The following is an 18172-nucleotide window of genomic DNA, read 5'->3' as shown; positions in this document are numbered from 1 at the left end:
GCCCCCGGACCGGCTGCCGCCTCCGTCTCCACCGCGTCCGGCCCCGCCCCCGCCTCCGTGTCCATCGCGTCCCGACCGGCACCCGGACCGGCGCCCACCGCCGCGCCCGGCGTCTTCCGCCGCCCCGGCGACGGAGGGACGCCGGAGGCCACGGGCACGGACGGGTCGATCATGTCCGGAACGCTACGTCACCATTTTCTCCGAACCTGTCACCCACAAGGGTGGAATGCGCATGCGGTAGACATGAATTCGCCTTTTGTCGCCCGGGATTCGAGCCGGGGCCGGGAAACCGGGGGAGGATCGTCCGGCGAAATGCCATGAAATGCCCAACCGCGCCGAGGGGAGGGCGTTTCAGGTCACCGCGCTGAGCCTGCGCGTCCCCACATGCGTGCGCGTCGCCACCAACCGCCCCTCCTGCGGATAGGCGTGCCACGTGCGCCAGCGCAACTGCCCCTCGTGGCGCTGCGCGAGCATCGCCGTGAACGCGTGCGGGCTGCCCGGGAACGTGCCGGCGAGACCGTGCGGATGCTCGGCCACCAGCGCCAGCAACTCCTGGGCGCGGCCCGCGAACGAGCCTCTGGAGAGCGTCTCGACGCGCGCCGCGAACTCGTACTCCCAGTCCCCGATCCGCTCGGCGACGCCCAGGGGCAGCGGCGTGCTGCTCCCGGGCATGCAGGCGACCGTCTCCGAGCAACTGCTCGTGTCCTCCTCGATCAGCACTTGATGGGAGGCGCCCAGCAGCCGCAACTGCACGTGCGCCGGGCCGAGTTGGAGGTCGAGGACCGCCAGCGCGGGCAGCGGTTCCTTGCCGAGGCACCAGGCGAGATCAGCGGCGCGGGTATCGGTGTAGGCAGTCTTGAGAGTGGTGAGCATGGGTCGGCTCCGCAAGCACGCAGTGGAATGGTGGGCCGGCCCTTCCCCTCGCTCCGCTGGGACGGGTCCCATCCGGAGGAGGACCAGGGGTGAACAGATCTGCCGGCTCGTGCCCACGTGGGGTCCGAGGAATACGGAATCATGAAATGCGCGGCGCCCACAGCGTTTTTACCCACGTTCTTCAGCTTTCCATCCCCCAGAGGGCCGGACAGTTCATCTGTTCAACGACTTAAGCGCCCGGCGGACCCACGGCCGCCGGGCGCATATGCGATCAAGCCCGGGTCGTCCGCACAGCCGCTGGTCAGATGCGTGGCCAGGGCAGTGAATCGGACAGCCGCCCGGGGCGGTCACCGGATCGGGATTCGGACGCCAGGACCGCCGTCGGACATCCACCCGAATCCGAGGAGGCGCTCCGTACGCAATTGCGCGCGCCTCTCCGACGGCTGAGCGATATCGGATTTCCGGCGTCCATTTCGAACTCCCGCACCGCCGAACTCGGGCGCGAACATTTCCGGGGCGCGCGGCCCGCCGGCGCGACGGCCCGGGAGCGCCGCGGCCCGAGGGCCGGAGCGCGGTCGCCCCCGCGGTGGTGGAAGCGGTGACGGAAGCTGCCCCGTGTCAGCTTCCGCCACCGCATCCGCCGCCTCCCCCGCAGGAGGAGGAGCTGCTGCCGCAGGACGAGGACGAGCCGCCGCAGGAGGAGGCGGAGCCGCCGCACGACGAGGAACCGCCGTACGAGGCCGTGCCGGCGCCGTCCGCTCGACCGCGCCGTGGCCACCGCTATCGCCAGGACGATCACCGCGACCACGACCCCGAGTCCTACGAGAAGCCCTGTCATGGCCCTCACTCTCCTTCCGTCCCCCGTGGGGCCATCCCCCGTGTGCGAGGGGTTTCCCCGCACCCCGGCGCGGCCAAAGCAGAGTTGAGCAAGTCCAGAGGTTGGGCGGAGGATGCCGCCATGACCGCCACCACCGCCAAGGGACAGCCGGGCCGGCCCGGGCGACCGCTGCTCAACCGCAGCCTGGCCGCCTTCGGCACCACGATCTTCGCCGAGATGTCGGCCCTCGCCACCCGCACCGGGTCCATCAACCTGGGCCAGGGCTTCCCCGACACCGACGGGCCCGAGGAGATCCGCGAGGCCGCCGTGCGAGCGCTGCGCGACGGCCGCGGCAACCAGTACCCGCCGGGCGCGGGCGTACCGGAGCTGCGCACCGCCGTCGCCGACCACCAACGCCGCTGGTACGGGCTGGAGTACGACCCGGACAGCGAGGTGCTGATCACCGCCGGCGCCACGGAGGCCATCGCCGCCTCGCTGCTGGCCCTGCTGGAGCCCGGCGACGAGGTGATCGCGCTGGAGCCGTACTACGACTCGTACGCCGCCTGCGTCGCGATGGCGGGCGCCCGCCGGGTGCCGGTCACCCTGCGCCCCGACCCGACCGCCGACGGCGCCGGCGGCTACCGCCTCGACCCCGACGAGCTGCGCGCGGCCGTCACCGACCGCACCCGGCTGATCCTGCTCAACTCCCCGCACAACCCGACCGGTACGGTGCTCGGCCGCGCGGAGCTGACCGCCGTCGCCGAGCTGGCCCGCGAGCGCGATCTGCTGGTGGTCACCGACGAGGTCTACGAGCACCTGGTCTTCGAGGGCGAGCACATCCCGCTCGCCAGCCTGCCGGGGATGCGCGAGCGCACCGTCACCATCTCCTCGGCGGGCAAGACCTTCTCGTTCACCGGCTGGAAGGTGGGCTGGGTCACCGGCTCCCCCGAGCTGGTGTCGGCCGTCCGCTCGGCCAAGCAGTTCCTGACCTATGTCGCCTCCGGGCCCTTCCAGTACGCCGTCGCCGAGGCGCTGCGGCTGCCCGACGCCTACTTCCACGGGCTGCGCGAGGACCTGCGGGCCAAGCGGGACCTGCTCACCGAGGGGCTGGCGGCGGCGGGCTTCACGGTCTTCCGCCCCGCCGGCACCTACTTCGTCACCACCGACATCCGCCCCCTCGGGGAGAGCGACGGCTTCGCCTTCTGCCGGGCGCTGCCCGAGCGCTGCGGGGTGGTCGCCATTCCGAACGCCGTCTTCTACGACCATCGCGAGGCCGGAGCACCCTTTGTGCGATTCGCATTCTGCAAACGGGTGAATGTTCTCGCCGAGGCGGTGTCGCGGCTGTCCTGCCTTCGCGGCTGAGCCCCGCCGTCGCAGCTCATCCGGGCCGGGGCGACAGCCGTCGGCGCCGGACCGGATCTCCTCGCACGGGTGCGTCCGTGCGGGTGCAATAGGACTACTGTCGGCCGACTGAGCTCGCGCACCCCCGGGTGGGCGCGGCAGAGTCGTAGCGCTGGGGCCCCGGCCGCCTGGGAGCGGGGCCGGCCAGCGTCCGCTCCGCCGCGCCCGTACCCGGAGGTGCCCGTGTCCGCCGACACCCATGTGCCCGTACGAGCGCCGGAGACCCAGCCCGTACGGCTGCGGGCGCGGCGGGGGCGCGACCGGGTCCGCCGGGCGCTGCGCAGAGCCGCCCCCGCCCTGGCGGCGTACGCGGCCGTCCGGCTGTGCGGCGTGCTGGTGATGGCGGTCTGGGCCTGGCACATCGGGAAGCATCCGCGGACCCTGCTGGGCTACTCCTGGGACTCGGTCTGGTACTCGCGGATCGTCGACAAGGGCTATGGCGCCGTCGAGTACACCGTCGGCATCCGCACCTACAGCGACCTGGCGTTCTTCCCGCTCTACCCGGGGCTGGTGCGGGCCGTGGACGCCATCGTGCCGATCGGGTTCGTCAACGCCGGGCTGCTGGTGTCGTGGACCTCGGCGGCGATCGCGGCCTGGGGGATCTACGCGGTCGGCGAGCGGCTGCACGGCCGCAGGACCGCGACCGCGCTGGTGGTGCTCTGGGCGCTGCTGCCGCACGCGATCATCCAGTCGATGGCGTACACCGAGCCGCTGATGACGGCGTTCGCCGCCTGGTCGCTGTACGCCCTGCTCACCGGCCGGTGGGTGTGGGCGGGCGTGCTGTCGCTGCTGGCCGGGGTGTCCCGGCCGAACGGGATCGCGGTGGCGGCGGCGGTGGTCGCCACGGCCGCCTGGACGCTGTGGCGGGGCCGGTCCACCGGGATCTGGCGGGAGCGCCGGATCTGGGCGGCGGCGGCGCTGGCGCCCATGGGCTGGGCCGGCTACATCCTGTGGGTCGGCTTCCGCAAGAACGATCCGATCGGCGGCTACTTCCGGGTGCAGAAGCGCTGGGGGTCGGAGTTCGACTTCGGCAAGGACGCCTGGGGATCGGTGCGCGACGCCGTCACCGGCCGGCAGGTCTTCGCCCATCACATGGTGCTGGCCGTGGTGGCGGTGGCGGTGGTGCTCTTCGTGCTGCTGGCGCTGGACCGGCCGCCGCTGCCGGTGCTCGTCTACACCGCCGTGCTGGTGGTGATCGCGCTCGGCGGCGCCCGCTACTTCACCTCCAAGCCGCGCTTCCTGCTGCCGGCCTTCCCGCTGCTGCTGCCGCTGGCGGTGGCCATGGCGAGAGCCCGGCCGCGCACCGCCGTGGTGGCGGCCTGCGCGCTGGCCGGGCTCTCGTTCTTCTTCGGGACGTATCTGCTGACGATCGCCACGATCCCGCCGTGAGCCGCCCCGCCCGTCCGGCCCCTCGACCGGGGCGGGCAGGGTCACCGGCGGCGGATCACCCGCAGGTCACCCGCGGATCACCCACAGGTCACTCGCTGTCGTCGTCCCGCTTGTCGTCGTCCGAGGCCTCGATGTCGGCCTCCAGGCCGAGCTGCTCGACGAGCCACTTGTCGAACTCGATGGAGGCGCGGACCCAGCTCACCGTGGAGGACACGAAGTGCTCCAGGGCGACGCCCATGCCGATGAGCATCTGCGCCTCACCGATGAGCCGGACGGTGCCGTCGTCATTGGTGTGGGTGTAGAGCTTCGGCCACAGGGTGCGGCGGTTCCAGTCGTCGATCGCCTCCAGCAGCTGGGGCTTGCTGTCGATGTCGTGCGGCCGGTCGTAGAACGTGCGCACCGAGAAGACCTGCTGCTCGTCCTCGCCACGGAACATGAAGTACGTGCGGAACTGCTCCCACGGCGCGGCGAGGTCCCCCTCGTCATCGACGACGTACTTGAGCTCCATCTGGTCCAGGAGCTGCTTGACCAGGTCCTGATCGGGGACGACGGGCCCGGTGGGGCCGGTCGGCTGCGGTTCGGGCTGGCCCCCGAAATTCGGAATCGCGGACGGGTCGATGGTCACCGTGGATTTCCCTTCATACGGATATCGCCATCCTCCCCCATCGCGGGGGGGGGCTGGCAAGCCCCCGCCCGCGAGGCGCGCGGCTTCAGCCCACGCGGGTGACGACGAGGCCGTTCCCGCCGCCGTCGAGGTCCACCCGGACGGTGTCGCCGTCGCGGATCTCGCCCGCCAGGATCTCCCGGGCGAGCCGGTCGCCGATGGCCGTCTGCACCAGTCGGCGCAGCGGCCGGGCCCCGTACGCCACCTCCGGCGCAGCCTCCCCCGAGGCGGGGTCGTGGCCCAGCCGGCCCAGCCAGGCCAGGGCGCCGTCGGTGACGTCCAGGGTGAGGCGGCGGGCCGCCAGCCGGCGCTGCAGGTGGTCGATCTGGAGCTGGGCGATGCGCTGCAGCTGCTCGTCGCCGAGCGCGTGGAAGACCACCAGGTCGTCCAGGCGGTTGAGGAACTCCGGCCGGAAGGCGGCGCGCACCGTCTCCATCACCCGGGTGCGCTTCTCCTCCTCGCTCAGGGCCGGGTCCACCAGATAGGGGGACCCCAGGTTGGAGGTGAGGATGAGGATGGTGTTGCGGAAGTCGACGGTGCGGCCCTGGCCGTCGGTGAGCCGGCCGTCGTCCAGCACCTGGAGCAGCACGTCGAAGACCTCGTGGTGGGCCTTCTCCACCTCGTCGAGCAGCACCACGCTGTACGGGCGGCGGCGTACGGCCTCGGTGAGCTGGCCGCCCTCCTCGTACCCGACGTAGCCGGGCGGGGCGCCGACCAGCCGCGCCACGCTGTGCTTCTCGCCGTACTCGCTCATGTCGATGCGGACCATGGCCCGCTCGTCGTCGAAGAGGAAGTCGGCGAGCGCCTTGGCCAGCTCGGTCTTGCCGACGCCGGTGGGGCCGAGGAAGAGGAAGGAGCCGGTGGGCCGGTCGGGGTCGGCGATCCCGGCGCGCGTCCTGCGGACCGCGTCCGACACCGCGCGCACCGCCTCGGCCTGCCCGATCAGCCGCTTGCCGAGCTCGTCCTCCATGCGCAGCAGCTTCTGGGTCTCGCCCTCCAGCATCCGCCCGGCGGGGATGCCGGTCCAGGAGGCGACGACGTCCGCGATGTCGTCCGGGCCGACCTCCTCGCCCACCATGCCCTGGAGGTCCTTCTGCTCGGCGACGGCCTGCTCCAGCTCCTTGCGGGTGGCCGGGATGACCTCGGTGCGCAGCCGCCCGGGGGTGACCCAGTCGCCGGTCTCGGGGGCCTTGCGCTCGGCGAGCTCCAGCTCCGTCTCCAGCTCGTCCAGCCGCTTCTTCAGCTCGCCGACCCGGGTGTGGATCTCCTTCTCGGTGTTCCAGCGGGCGCGCAGGCCGCGCAGGGCCTCCTCCTTCTCGGCCCGGTCCTTGCGGAGCTGGTCGAGGCGCTCGCGGGCATCCGGGGAGAGGTCCTTCTCGCGGTCCTGCTTCTTGAGGAGCTTGCGCTCCTTCTCCCCCGCCTGGGCGGCGAGCAGGGACTCCTCCTCCATCAGCAGCCGGTCGACGGCCCGCTGGAGCTCGTCGATCTCCACCGGTGAGGAGTCGATCTCCATCTGGAGCCGGGAGGCCGCCTCGTCGACGAGGTCGATGGCCTTGTCGGGGAGGAAGCGGGAGGTGATGTAGCGGTCGGAGAGGGTGGCGGCGGCCACCAGCGCGGAGTCGGCGATCTGCACCCCGTGGTGGGCCTCGTACCGGCCCTTGAGCCCGCGCAGGATCGCGATGGTGTCCTGCACGGACGGCTCGGCGACCAGCACCTGCTGGAAGCGGCGCTCCAGGGCGGGGTCCTTCTCGATCCGCTCCCGGTACTCGTCGAGGGTGGTCGCGCCGACCATGCGCAGCTCGCCGCGGGCCAGCATCGGCTTGAGCATGTTGCCGGCGTCCATGGCGGAGTCCCCGCCGGCGCCGGCGCCCACCACCGTGTGCAGCTCGTCGATGAAGGTGATGATCCGGCCCTCGCTGGCCTTGATCTCGGCGAGGACGGTCTTGAGCCGCTCCTCGAACTCGCCGCGGTACTTGGCGCCCGCGACCATGGCGCCGATGTCCAGGGCGACCAGGCGCTTGTTCTTCAGGGACTCGGGCACGTCGCCCTTGACGATGCGCTGGGCGAGCCCCTCGACGACGGCGGTCTTGCCGACGCCCGGCTCGCCGATGAGCACGGGGTTGTTCTTGGTGCGGCGGGAGAGCACCTGGATGACCCGGCGGATCTCCTGGTCCCGGCCGATGACCGGGTCGAGCTTGCCCTGCCGGGCCACGGCGGTGAAGTCGGTGCCGAACTTCTCCAGCGCCTTGTAGGTGCCCTCAGGGTCGGGCGTGGTCACGCGTCGTCCTCCGCGGATGGTCTCGAACGCTTCGAGCAGCTTCTCGGGCGTGGCGCCCTGCTGCCGGAGCAGGGCGCCGGCCTGGCCGCCCTCGGCGGCGGTGCCGATGAGCAGGTGTTCGGTGGAGAGGTAGTCGTCGCCGAGCTCCTTGGCGCGCCGCGAGGCGTCGGCGACCACCGCGAGCAGCTCGCGGTCGGGCTGCGGCGGGGCCACGGTGGAGCCCTGCACGCTGGGCAGCGAGCCCAGCAGCCGCTCCGCCCCGGACCGCAGGGTGGCCTGGTCCGCCTCGACGGCGGCCAGCAGGTCCTGGATGTTCTCGTTCTCCTGGCCCTCCAGGAGGGCGAGCAGCAGATGGGCGGGGGTGATGTCCGGGTTGCCGCCCGACACGGCCCGGCTGCCGGCCGCGCCGATCGCCTCCTGGCTCCTGTTGGTCAGCTCGGCGTCCACGTGGTGCACTCCTTCTCGGTTCAGGCCCTGTCGCAGCGCTGTCGGCCGAGGGCGGACGGGTCGCCGCTGGCGCGCGACCCCGTTCCTTCGTCCTTGCCTCGACCAACATGGACTAAGTTGAGTCTATTCCACTCAAGTGCGGTGGGGCGAGGGCCCCGGCTACGCTCCCTGGACATGGCCCACGATCTGAGCGCGCTCAGCCCCGAGTACCTCGACTTCTGGCGTGCATACCACCTGTGCACCCTCACCACACCGCGGCCGGACGGCACCCCGCACGTGGTGCCGGTCGGCGTCACCTTCGAGCCCGAGCGGCGCATCGCCCGGGTGATCACCAACAAGCACAGCACCAAGGTCGCCAACATCCTGGCCGCCGGCCCCGGGGGCGCCCGGGTCGCCGTCTGCCAGCTGGAGCGGGGCCGCTGGGCCACGCTGGAGGGCCGGGCCGAGATCGTCACGGACACCGAGGCCGTCGAGGACGCCGTACGCCGCTACGCGGAGCGCTACCAGCGGACGCCGAAGCCCAACCCGGACCGGGTCCTGATCCGCATCGCGGTCGACCGGGCGATGGGCAACGCCTGAGAGCGCCCCCCGGGGGACCGGGCCGGCTCCGCGAGCCGCGAGCAGCGAGCAGTGAGCAGCAAGCAACGAGCAGCGAGCCGCAAGCAACGAGCCGGATACGCGCGTGGGCCCCGGAGCCGATGACTCCGGGGCCCACGCGGGTGCGTCTCGGGCCGGCGACGACCGGCGCGCGCTCACTCCGGGCGCTTGGGGCGCCAGACGACCAGCGCGCTGGTCTGCTGCACGTCCTGATACGGCACCAGATCGCGCCGGTACGAGGCGTGCACCGCCGCCTCCCGCTGCCGCATGGTGGCCGCCGCGCCCTCCAGCGCCTGCTGGAGCTCGCCGATCCGCTCCTGGAGCGCGGCCACCTGGTTCTCCAGCTCGATGATCCGCTTGATGCCGGCGAGGTTGATGCCCTCGTCCTGGCTGAGCTGCTGCACCTGGCGCAGCTGTTCGATGTCGCGCGCCGAGTACCGCCGGCCGCGGCCGGCCGTGCGGTCCGGGGAGACCAGGCCGAGCCGGTCGTACTGGCGCAGCGTCTGCGGGTGCAGGCCCGAGAGCTGAGCGGCGACCGAGATGACGTACACCGGCGAATCGTCGGTCAGCTGATAGGGGTTGGCGCTCGCACGGCCCCTGCCGCCTCGTACTCCTCCTCGGCCGTCCATCTCAAGCTCCCTTCGCGGCCTGGAACAGCTCCGCCCGCGGGTCCTCCCCCGCGGTCGCCTCCCGATACGACTCCAGCGCCTCGCGCGCCTTGTCGTCGAGGTTCTTCGGTACCACGACCTCCACGGTGACCAACAGATCCCCGCGGGTGCCGTCCTTGCGCGTCGCCCCCTTGCCGCGGGCGCGCATGGTGCGCCCGTTGGGCGTGCCGGCCGGCAGCTTGAGCGTCACCGGCGGGCCGTTGAGGGTGGGCACCTTCACCTCGGCGCCGAGCGCCGCCTCCGGCAGCGTGACCGGCACCGTGACCGTGAGGTTGTCGCCCTTGCGCCCGAAGACCGGGTGCTCGCCGACGTGCACGACCACGTACAGGTCGCCGGCCGGGCCGCCGCGCTCGCCCGGCGCGCCCTTGCCGCGCAGCCGGATGCGCTGACCGTCGCTGACCCCCGCCGGGATGCGCACCTGCATGGTGCGCGCGGAGGTCGCCCGGCCGCTGCCCCGGCAGACGTCGCAGGGGTGCTCCGCGATCAGACCGCGGCCCTTGCAGTCCACGCACGGATCGGTGAGCGAGAAGCCGCCGCCGCTGCCGCGCGAGACCTGCCCGGTGCCGACGCAGGTCGGGCACACCCGGGGGGTGCCGTTCTTGTCGCCGGTGCCCGAGCACGCCTTGCACGCGGCGGAGCTGGACATCCGCAGCGGGACCGTCGCCCCGTCCACGGCCTCGGTGAAGCTGAGCGTCACCTCGGACTCGATGTCCTGCCCCCGGCGCGGCTGCACCCGGGTGCCGGTCGCGCCACCGCGGTTGAACAGCCCGCCGAACACATCGCCGAGCCCGCCGCCGAAGCCGCCGGTGCCCGGGCCCTGGGCGCCCCCGAAGAGGTCGCCCAGGTCGAAGTTGAACCCGCCGGGACCGCCGGCCCCGCCCGGACCGGGCCGGAAGCCGCCGTTGCCGAACAGCGCGCGGGCCTCGTCGTACTCCTTGCGCCGCTTGGGGTCGGCCAGGACGTCATTGGCCTCGGAGATCTCCTTGAAGCGCTCCTCGGCCGCGGTGTCGCCCTTGTTGGCGTCCGGGTGGAACTCGCGGGCGAGCTTCCGGTACGCCTTCTTGATCTCCGCTTCGGTGGCGTCCTTGGGGACGCCGAGGACCTTGTAGAGGTCCTTTTCCAACAGGTCCCTGCTGAGGCTCATCCCCGGCGTCCCTCCTCTCCCGGATGCGCTGCCACCGCTTGCACGTCAGCCCTCGTCCGGGCCACCGCTCTCCTCGTCCGACGCCGGCGCCGGCTCGTCCTTCGCGGGCTGCTGCCCGGCGCCCTGGGCACCCGGCTGCGGCTCGGCGACCGCGACCCGTGCGGGACGGATCGTTCGCTCGCCGATGCGATACCCCGGCTGGAGGATCGACACGCACGTGGTCTCCGTGACGTCCGGCGCGTAGCTGTGCATCAGCGCCTCGTGGACCAGCGGGTCGAAGGGCTCGCCCTCCTTGCCGAACTGCTGGAGGCCCATCTTGGCGACGACCGTCTCCAGCGACTCGGCGACGGACTTGAAGCCGCCGACCAGCTCGCCGTGCTCACGGGCCCGGCCGATGTCGTCGAGCACCGGAAGCAGCTCGGTCAGCAGATTCGCGACGGCGATCTCCTTGACCGTGACCCGGTCCCGCTCCACCCGGCGCCGGTAGTTCTGGTACTCCGCCTGCAGCCGCTGGAGGTCCGCGGTGCGCTCGCCGAGCGCCATGCGGGCCTGGTCCAGCTGCGCCTGCAGCCCGACCGTCTGAAGGTCGTCCCCGGCCGGGGCCGCCGGGCCCGCCTGGTCCGGGGACCCGGCGGACTCGGCGGCCTTCGCCGCGTCGTCGGAGGACTGAGCGGCGTCGGAGGGGACGTCGGGCTGCTCTTCGAAGCCCGGGGTCTCCTCCGTCACGCCGCACCGCCCTGGCGCTTGTCGGCCTTCTCGTCGTCGACGATCTCGGCGTCGACCACGTCGTCCTCGGCCTTGGCCTGGCCACCGGCCGCGCCGGCCGCGCCCGCGTCACCGGCGCCGCCCGCGGCCTGGGCCGCCTGCGCGTCGGCGTACATGGCCTGGCCGAGCTTCTGGCTGACCGCGGCGACCTTCTCGGTCGCGGTGCGGATCTCCGCCGTGTCCTCGCCCTTGAGCTTCTCCTTGAGCTCGGCCACCGCGGTCTCGACCTCGGTCTTCACCTCGCCCGGGACCTTGTCCTCGTTGTCCTTGAGGAACTTCTCCGTCTGGTAGACGAGCTGCTCGGCCTGGTTGCGGGTCTCGGCGGCCTCGCGGCGGCGGTGGTCCTCCTCCGCGTACTGCTCGGCCTCCTGGCGCATCCGGTCGACCTCGTCCTTCGGCAGCGAGGAGCCACCGGTGACGGTCATCCGCTGCTCCTTGCCGGTGCCCAGGTCCTTCGCCGCCACGTGCATGATGCCGTTGGCGTCGATGTCGAAGGTGACCTCGACCTGGGGGACGCCGCGCGGGGCCGGCGGCAGACCGGTCAGCTCGAACATGCCGAGCTTCTTGTTGTAGGCCGCGATCTCGCGCTCGCCCTGGTAGACCTGGATCTGCACGGACGGCTGGTTGTCCTCGGCCGTGGTGAAGATCTCCGAGCGCTTGGTCGGGATCGTGGTGTTGCGCTCGATCAGCTTGGTCATGATGCCGCCCTTGGTCTCGATGCCGAGGGACAGCGGGGTGACGTCGAGCAGCAGGACGTCCTTGACCTCGCCCTTGAGGACACCGGCCTGGAGCGCGGCACCGATGGCCACGACCTCGTCCGGGTTGACGCCCTTGTTGGCGTCCTGGCCGCCGGTCAGCTCCTTGACGAGCTCGGCGACGGCGGGCATGCGGGTCGAGCCACCGACCAGGACCACGTGGTCGATCTCGGACAGCTGGATGCCGGCGTCCTTGATGACGTTGTGGAACGGCACCTTGCAGCGCTCGAGCAGGTCGGCGGTGAGCTGCTGGAACTGGGCGCGGGTGAGCTTCTCGTCCAGGTGCAGCGGGCCCTCGGCGGAGGCCGTGATGTAGGGCAGGTTGATCGAGGTCTCGGTGGACGAGGACAGCTCGATCTTCGCCTTCTCGGCGGCCTCGCGCAGGCGCTGGAGCGCCATCTTGTCCTTGGACAGGTCCACGCCGTGACCGTTGGCGAACTGCTTCACCAGGTAGTCGACGATGCGCTGGTCCCAGTCGTCACCACCGAGGTGGTTGTCACCGTTGGTGGCCTTGACCTCCACCACGCCGTCGCCGATCTCGAGCAGCGAGACGTCGAAGGTGCCGCCACCGAGGTCGAAGACGAGAATGGTCTGGTCGTCCTTCTCCAGCCCGTAGGCGAGAGCGGCGGCCGTCGGCTCGTTGACAATACGCAGGACGTTCAGGCCCGCGATCTCGCCGGCCTCCTTGGTGGCCTGCCGCTCGGAGTCATTGAAGTACGCCGGGACGGTGATGACCGCGTCGGTGACCTTCTCGCCCAGGTACGCCTCGGCGTCCCGCTTCAGCTTCTGCAGGATGAAGGCGCTGATCTGCTGGGGGTTGAAGTTCTTGTCGTCGATCCCGATCTTCCAGTCGGTGCCCATGTGGCGCTTGACCGACCGAATGGTCCGATCGACGTTGGTGACCGCCTGCCGCTTGGCGACCTCGCCGACCAGCACCTCGCCGTTCTTGGCGAAGGCGACGACGGACGGCGTGGTCCTGGCGCCCTCGGCGTTGGTGATGACGGTGGGCTCACCGCCCTCGAGAACACTGACGACGGAGTTAGTCGTGCCCAGGTCGATGCCGACCGCACGTGCCATTTTTGATTCCTCCAACGACTTGAGTGGAACAGACTCAAGCGTGCATGATCCACATTTCCCTGTCAACAGACCTGAGTCATGCCCGCTCAAGTTGTGTGCGGGCGGCTCTGTCAGCGGCTTGCCCGGAAGGACGCCCGCGCCCGGGAAAGGGTTGCCTGGGCGACACAGATCACCGGCCGGGCGGCTTCATGGGCCCTGCGATCCTGGGTAATGTCAGCAAGACTGGAAAAGTTACTGCCTAGTAGTTACTCGTCGTTCCGCTCTCGCAGGCCCGAGGAGCCCCTCATGCAACTCGCCGCGATCGTCGTTTCGCTGGCGCTGGTCGCGATCGGCGTTGCGCTGTTCGCCCGAGCCATCGGACAGATCTACCGCTTCGTACGGCTGGGCCAGGCGGTGCCGGCCGGCACCCGCACCGGCGACCCCGTGCAACGCACCGTCACGGTGGCCCGGGAGTTCTTCGGCCACACCCGGATGAACAAGTGGGGCGTCGTCGGCGTCGCCCACTGGTTCGTCGCCATCGGCTTCTTCAGCCTGCTGCTGACCCTGGCCAACGCCCTGGGACAGCTCTTCAAGGCCGACTGGACGCTGCCGATCATCGGCACCTGGCTGCCCTGGGAGCTGGTGGTCGAGGGCATCGGCTCGCTGATGACCCTCGGCATCATCACGCTGATCGTCATCCGGCTGCTCAACCTACCCTCCCGCGCGGGCCGCAAGTCCCGCTTCGCCGGCTCCACGGCCTGGCAGGCGTTCTTCGTCGAGTACGTCATCCTCACCATCGGGGTGGCCATCTACGTGCTGCGCGGTCTGGAGGGCGCCCTCCACCACGTGGACCACTACCAGGCCGCGTACTTCGCCTCCTACCCGCTGGTGCTGGCCTTCAAGGGGCTCAGCGTCGGCACGCTCCAGAACCTGGTCTACCTGGTCGCGATGATCAAGATCTCGGCCTCGTTCATCTGGATGATCACGGTCAGCCTCAACACCACCATGGGCGTGGCCTGGCACCGGTTCCTGGGCTTCCCCAACATCTGGTTCAAGCGCAACGCCGACGGCTCCACCGCCCTCGGCGCGCTCCTGCCGATGGTCAGCGACGGCAAGCCGATCGACTTCGAGGACCCGGGCGAGGACGACCAGTTCGGCGTCTCCCAGGTCGAGCACTTCTCCTGGAAGGGCATCCTCGACTTCTCCACCTGCACCGAGTGCGGCCGCTGCCAGTCGCAGTGCCCCGCCTGGAACACCGGCAAGCCGCTCTCCCCCAAGCTGCTGATCATGTCGCTGCGCGACCACGCGGCCGCCAAGGCCCCGTACCTGCTCGCGGGCGGCGGCAAGACCGCGGAGGGCGAGGAGAAGGCCACCGCGGAGCAGCTGAAGGACGTGCCGGCCGCGGCCCTGGCCGAGGCCGAGCGCCCGCTGATCGGGACGCTGGGGGAGAACGGCGTCATCGACCCGGACGTGCTGTGGTCCTGCACGACCTGCGGCGCGTGCGTGGAGCAGTGCCCCGTCGACATCGAGCACGTCGACCACATCGTCGACATGCGCCGCTACCAGGTGATGATCGAGTCCGCGTTCCCGTCCGAGGCGGGCACGATGCTCAAGAACCTGGAGAAGAAGGGCAACCCCTGGGGGCTGGCGAAGAAGCAGCGCCTGGAGTGGACCAAGGAGGTCGACTTCGAGGTCCCGGTCGTCGGCAAGGACATCGAGGACCTGTCCGAGGTCGACTACCTCTACTGGGTCGGCTGCGCCGGCGCCCTGGAGGACCGCGCCAAGAAGACCACCAAGGCCTTCGCGGAGCTGCTGCACATGGCGGACGTCAAGTTCGCGATCATGGGCGGCGACGAGAAGTGCACCGGTGACTCGGCCCGCCGCCTGGGCAACGAGTTCCTCTTCCAGCAGCTCGGCCAGGAGAACGTGGCCATGCTGAACATGGCCTTCGGCGAGGACGAGGACGACCCGCAGTCGCGGAAGCCCAAGTCCAAGAAGAAGATCGTCGCGACCTGCCCGCACTGCTTCAACACGATCGCGAACGAGTACCCGCAGCTCGGCGGCGAGTACGAGGTCATCCACCACACCCAGCTGCTCCAGCACCTCATCGACGAGGGCCGGCTGATCCCGGTCACGCCGGTGGAGGGCCTGATCACCTACCACGACCCCTGCTACCTGGGCCGCCACAACAAGGTCTACACGCCGCCGCGCGAGATCATGGACAAGGTGCCGGGGCTGCGCCAGCAGGAGATGCACCGCCACAAGGAGCGCGGCTTCTGCTGCGGCGCGGGTGGCGCGCGCATGTGGATGGAGGAGCGGATCGGCAAGCGCATCAACACCGAGCGCGTGGACGAGGCGCTGTCGCTCAACCCCGACATCGTCTCCACCGCCTGCCCGTTCTGCCTGGTCATGCTCTCCGACTCGGTCAACGGCAAGAAGGGCGAGGGCAAGGCGAAGGAGTCCCTCCAGGTCGTGGACGTCGCCCAGCTGCTGCTGGAGTCCGTGAAGACTCCGGTGGCGGCGGACGGCGACGGGGACGGGGACGGCGAGCCCGCGGACCGTACGGAGCCGCAGACCGTCAAGTAGCCCCTCCCGGCCCCGGGGTCCTCTTCGGTCCCGGTCGTCGGCGCCCCGCGCGCCTGACGGCCGGGACCGTTCCGTTTCCCGGCCCGCACGGCGTCGTACGGCCGCGGGCGGTGTCGTACGGGCTCGTACGGCTCCGTGTGGCCCCCGCCGGCCCCGTACGCCCCCGGAGCCCCGTACGCCCCGTTACGAGAGCGCCTGCTCCGTCCAGATGATCTTTCCCTGGGTGGTGTAGCGGGTCCCCCAGCGGTCGGCGAACTGGGCCACCAGGAACAGCCCGCGCCCGCCCTCGTCCGTGTTGGCCGCGTGCCGCAGATGCGGCGAGGTGCTGCTGCCGTCGCACACCTCGCAGATCAGGCAGCGATCGCGCAGCAGCCGCACCCGGATCGGCCCGGTGGCGTAGCGGATCGCGTTGGTGATCAGCTCGCTGAGGATCAGCTCGGTGGTGAACGCCTCCTCCTCCAGCCCCCACTCCCCGAGCTTGCCGACCACGGCCGCCCGCATCCGGGCCACCTCCGCGGGCTCGGCCGGCACGTCCCAGATGGCCACCCGCTCCGGCGGCAGCACCCTGGTGCGGGCCACGAGCAGGGCGATGTCGTCCCGGGGGTTCTCCGGCAGCAGATCCGCCAGCACCGCGTCGCAGATCTCCTCCGGCGTCCGGCCGCGCGCCGCCAGGGCGCGGGCCAGCGCGTCGAGACCGTCGTCGATGTCCCGCTCCCGGTCCTCGATCAGCCCGTCGGTGAACAGCACCAGCTCGCTGCCCTCGGCGAGGGTCAGCTCGGCCGTCTCGAACGGCAGCCCGCCGAGGCCGAGCGGCGGCCCACCGGGCAGGTCCGGGAACTCCACCGTGCCGTCCGGGTGCACCAGCGCGGGCATGGGGTGCCCGGCCCGCGCCATGGTGCACACCCGCGTGACCGGGTCGTAGATGGCGTACAGGCAGGTGGCGCCGGTCATCGAGTCCGCGCCCGGCATCCCGTCGGCACCGCCCGCGCCGTCCCCGTCGGCCGCCTCGTCCTGGCCGCTGCGGGACACCAGCTCGTCCAGGTGCCACAGCAGCTCGTCGGGCGGCAGGTCGAGCGTGGAGAAGTTGTTGACCGCCGTGCGCAGCCGGCCCATCGTGGCGGCGGCGTGCACCCCGTGGCCGACGACGTCCCCGACCACCAGCGCCACCCGGGCGCCCGGCAGCGGGATGACGTCGAACCAGTCGCCGCCCACCCCGGCCTGCGCCGGCAGATAGCGGTAGGCGACGTCCAGGGCGTTCTGCTCCGGCAGGACGCGCGGCAGCAGACTGCGCTGGAGGGTGACCGCCATGGTGTGCTCGCGGGTGTAGCGCCGGGCGTTGTCGATGCTCAGGGCGGCGCGCGCGACCAGCTCCTCGGCGAGGGAGAGGTCGTCCTCCTCGAAGGGCTCCGGCTTCCGGGAGCGCCAGAAGCTGACCATCCCCAGGATCACCCCGCGGGCCCGCAGCGGCACGGTGATCATCGAGTGGATGCCGTACTCGACCACCCGCCGGGCGCGCTCGGGGTCCTGCTCCTGCCAGCCGGACCGCGCGGCCAGATCGGCGTCCAGCACGGCCCGCCCGGTGTCGAAGCCGTGCGCCTGGGGGGTGGAGGGCGCGAAGCCGATCAGCTCGCCGAGCGGATAGAGCGGGGAGTCGTCCCGGACGCCGGCGACCGCCGTGCGGCGCATCAGGGTGTCCGAGCTCTTGGGCTCCTCGCCGCGCAGCACCGCGTCCACCAGGTCGACGGTGACGAAGTCGGCGAACCGGGGGACGGTGAACGCGGCGAGCTCCTCGGCGGTGCGCACCACGTCCAGGGAGGTGCCGATGCGCAGCCCGGCGTCGAAGACGAGCCGCAGCCGCTCGCGCGCCACGTCGGCCTTGCCGGAGAGGGCCCGCAGCTCGGTGGTGTCGCGCAGGGTGGCCACGCTGCCGGGCGGGCCGCCCGCCGCGTCGGTGGGCCGGTGGTTGACGGCCAGCAGCCGGTCCCCGGCCGGGTGGACCTCGTCCATGGCCACCCGGCCGGAGACCAGCAGCTGGGCGAGGCGGGGGTGCAGGCCCAGCTCGGTGACGCGGCGGCCCTCGGCGTCGGGTGCCAGTTCGAGCAGCCGCCGGGCCTCGTCGTTGGCGAGCACGAGGCGGCCGTCCCCGGAGACGATCAGCACGCCCTCGCGGACGGCGTGCAGCACCGCGTCGTGGTGCTCGTACATCCGGGTCATCTCGGCCGGGTCGAGGCCGTGGGTCTGGCGCCGCAGCCGCCGGCTGACCAGGGCGGTGCCGATGGTGGCGAGCAGCAGGGCGCCGCCGGCGGCGCCGAGGATGATGGGCAGCTGCCGGTCCACGACGCCGGTGACGTCCTCGACCTGGAGGCCGGCGGAGACCAGGGCGATGATCGAGCCGTCGTCGGCGGTCACCGGGACCACGGCCTGGACCTCGGCGCCGAGGGGTCCCTCGACGTTCTCGACGAGGACGCGGCCGTTCAGGGAGGGCTCGATGGTGCCGACGAACCGCTGGCCGATCCGCTCGGGGACGGGGTGGGTGTAGCGGATGCCCTCCCGGGTCATCACGACGATGAAGTCGACGCCGGCCTGCTTGCGGGCCTCCTCGGTGAGGGGCTGGAGGCGGGCGGTCGGGTCGGGGGAGTTCAGGGCCTCGTCGATGCCCGGGGAGTTGGCGTACGGGTCCGCGCCGTGGCCGCCGTCGCCGAAGTACTCCGGCTCGTCGCCCGGCCCACCGC

At 71.6% G+C, this 18172-nt stretch carries 12 protein-coding genes; 4 read left to right on the top strand and 8 right to left on the bottom strand.

What is annotated here, in order from left to right:
* Window positions 1-351 precede the first annotated feature (351 nt).
* A complete protein-coding gene (locus ACSNOD_RS16010) occupies window positions 352-873 on the bottom strand; it encodes a DUF2617 family protein (RefSeq protein WP_436767606.1) in 522 nt (173 codons plus the stop codon).
* Window positions 874-1831: 958 nt separating this feature from the next.
* On the opposite strand from ACSNOD_RS16010, the gene ACSNOD_RS16005 reads away from it, so the two are divergent.
* Entirely contained in the window at window positions 1832-3052 is a 1221-nt protein-coding gene (locus ACSNOD_RS16005; protein WP_436767605.1) for a pyridoxal phosphate-dependent aminotransferase, read from the top strand.
* A gap of 222 nt (window positions 3053-3274) precedes the next feature.
* The gene (locus ACSNOD_RS16000; protein ID WP_436767604.1) at window positions 3275-4480 is read left to right on the top strand and encodes a hypothetical protein; all 1206 of its coding nucleotides are present in this window, start codon (window positions 3275-3277) and stop codon (window positions 4478-4480) included.
* Between the two features lie 88 nt (window positions 4481-4568).
* Here ACSNOD_RS16000 and ACSNOD_RS15995 read toward each other — a convergent pair whose 3' ends face one another.
* Together ACSNOD_RS15995 and ACSNOD_RS15990 are read right to left on the bottom strand one after the other, a co-directional pair.
* Window positions 4569-5105, bottom strand: a complete 537-nt coding sequence (locus ACSNOD_RS15995) for a YbjN domain-containing protein (RefSeq protein ID WP_436767603.1) — start codon at window positions 5103-5105, stop codon at window positions 4569-4571.
* Window positions 5106-5190: 85 nt separating this feature from the next.
* Entirely contained in the window at window positions 5191-7869 is a 2679-nt protein-coding gene (locus tag ACSNOD_RS15990; RefSeq protein ID WP_436767602.1) for an ATP-dependent Clp protease ATP-binding subunit, read from the bottom strand.
* 174 nt (window positions 7870-8043) lie between these two features.
* Between ACSNOD_RS15990 and ACSNOD_RS15985 the strand changes: the two genes are divergently transcribed.
* Complete coding sequence (locus ACSNOD_RS15985) at window positions 8044-8448, top strand: pyridoxamine 5'-phosphate oxidase family protein (protein WP_436767601.1); 405 nt, start codon at window positions 8044-8046, stop codon at window positions 8446-8448.
* A gap of 173 nt (window positions 8449-8621) precedes the next feature.
* Here the strand turns inward: ACSNOD_RS15985 and ACSNOD_RS15980 are convergent, their stop codons facing one another.
* The 4 genes from ACSNOD_RS15980 to dnaK are packed head-to-tail and all read right to left on the bottom strand — an operon-like array spanning window position 8622 to window position 12875.
* Entirely contained in the window at window positions 8622-9095 is a 474-nt protein-coding gene (locus ACSNOD_RS15980) for a heat shock protein transcriptional repressor HspR (RefSeq protein ID WP_436767600.1), read from the bottom strand.
* A 1-nt stretch (window position 9096) separates the two neighbouring features.
* The gene (dnaJ, locus tag ACSNOD_RS15975) at window positions 9097-10278 is read right to left on the bottom strand and encodes a molecular chaperone DnaJ (RefSeq protein ID WP_436767599.1); all 1182 of its coding nucleotides are present in this window, start codon (window positions 10276-10278) and stop codon (window positions 9097-9099) included.
* Window positions 10279-10323: 45 nt separating this feature from the next.
* On the bottom strand, window positions 10324-11004 hold the full coding sequence (gene grpE, locus ACSNOD_RS15970; RefSeq protein ID WP_436767598.1) for a nucleotide exchange factor GrpE: 681 nt from the start codon (window positions 11002-11004) through the stop codon (window positions 10324-10326).
* On the bottom strand, window positions 11001-12875 hold the full coding sequence (dnaK, locus tag ACSNOD_RS15965) for a molecular chaperone DnaK (RefSeq protein WP_436767597.1): 1875 nt from the start codon (window positions 12873-12875) through the stop codon (window positions 11001-11003). Before dnaK ends, grpE begins: the two co-directional genes overlap by 4 nt.
* Before the next feature lie 285 nt (window positions 12876-13160).
* Between dnaK and ACSNOD_RS15960 the strand changes: the two genes are divergently transcribed.
* Window positions 13161-15440, top strand: coding sequence for a (Fe-S)-binding protein (locus ACSNOD_RS15960; RefSeq protein ID WP_436767596.1), 2280 nt, complete (start codon window positions 13161-13163; stop codon window positions 15438-15440).
* Between the two features lie 183 nt (window positions 15441-15623).
* Here ACSNOD_RS15960 and ACSNOD_RS15955 read toward each other — a convergent pair.
* Window positions 15624-18172, bottom strand: a 2549-nt coding sequence (locus ACSNOD_RS15955) for a SpoIIE family protein phosphatase (RefSeq protein ID WP_436767595.1), incomplete at its 5' end; no start/stop codon positions are given.

Origin of the sequence: Streptomyces sp. URMC 123 (genome assembly GCF_051386515.1) — a bacterium.
GTDB lineage: Bacteria > Actinomycetota > Actinomycetes > Streptomycetales > Streptomycetaceae > Streptomyces.
The sequence above is the reverse complement of the archived record's forward strand: the minus strand, read 5'-3'. Positions and strand labels throughout refer to the sequence as shown.